The 1,144-nt window shown below is 63.0% G+C and carries 1 protein-coding gene; it reads left to right on the top strand.

Annotated elements, in window-relative coordinates; all coding sequences use genetic code 11:
* The first annotated feature begins 52 nt into the window (after positions 1-52).
* Positions 53-1,009 (top strand): IS5 family transposase, encoded by a 957-nt coding sequence (locus NKI63_RS30625; protein ID WP_352692063.1) that lies wholly within the window; start codon positions 53-55, stop codon positions 1,007-1,009.
* Positions 1,010-1,144: the final 135 nt, after the last annotated feature.

Raw genomic sequence — 1,144 nt, 5'->3', positions numbered from 1 at the left:
TGCGTAATTCGCTGATTGTGATTCTCTGAGACGAAGCTCGGAGGGAATCGCGATGGCAGTGAAGCAGATGGGCCAGTTGAGCTTGGCGGAGGCTTTTCTGGGCGGCAAGTTGGCTGGCGGTTCTTCACCGCTTGATCGATTGTCGGGTCTGGTGAAGTGGTATCGCTTCGAGAAGCTGCTCAACCCGCTGCGCGATGGCGGACCCGGACGGGCAGCTTGGCCACCGCTGGTTCTGTTCAAGGCGCTTTTGCTGCAGTCACTCTACGGCCTGTCGGATCGCGAACTTGAGGAGGCGCTTGGCGACCGGCTGTCGTTCCGGCGCTTTGTAGGGCTCGGGCTGGAGGAGAGCGTTCCCGACCACACGGTGCTTTCGCGTTTTCGCAATCTGCTTGTCGGCGAAGGGCTGCTGGAGAAGCTGTTTGGCGAACTGGACCGGCAGTTGGAGAAAGCCGGTGTTATCCTGAAGCGGGGAACGATGCTGGATGCCACGCTGATCAATGCGGTTTCATTGCCCCCGACGGACGAGCGGACTTCGAAGGATACGGATGCCCGGCTCACCGCGCGAAAGGGCAAGGGCGGCTTCACCTTTGGCTACAAAGCCCATGTCGGGGTGGATGAGGGCTCTGGCCTGATCCGCACGGTGATTACCACGCCAGCCAACGTCAACGACACGGTGATGGCCGATAACTTGATCTGCGGCGACGAGAAGACGGTGTGGGCGGACGCCGCCTACGACACCCATGCCCGCCGCGCCCGGCTCAAGGCCGAGGGCAAGAAGGTGCGCATCGCGCGCCGCCCCAACAAGCACCATGCGCTGCCGCCGCGGCTCAAACATTACAACCGCCTGATCGCCAGACGGCGAGCGGCGGTGGAGACCACTTTCGCCACGCTCAAGAACCGCATGAAGCTGACCAATATCCGCTATGTCGGACTGGCGAAGGCCACCGCCCAGGTGACATTGGCGGCGATCGCCTTCAACATGCGCCGATGGGCCGCCATCACGGGATAGGTGCGCCCGCAGCGCGGCCGCCCGGGCCGAAACCGCCGCCGAAACCCCAAACAAGGGGGCGGAGCTCACAAAGACGAGCGAAATCCCTGCGATCCCGCCCCATCCAAACATCCCCGGTTACTGCGCAACAGGCCC

Source organism: Mesorhizobium sp. M0410, from assembly GCF_040321435.1.
Classification (GTDB): Bacteria; Pseudomonadota; Alphaproteobacteria; order Rhizobiales; family Rhizobiaceae; genus Mesorhizobium.
Note: the sequence above shows the minus strand (reverse complement) of the source record. Positions and strands in the feature narration are given on the sequence as shown.

Coding starts and splice junctions, on each gene's coding strand:
- NKI63_RS30625 (WP_352692063.1), top strand. CDS start 53: ATGGCAGTGAAGCAGATGGGCCAGTTGAGCTTGGCGGAGGCTTTTCTG.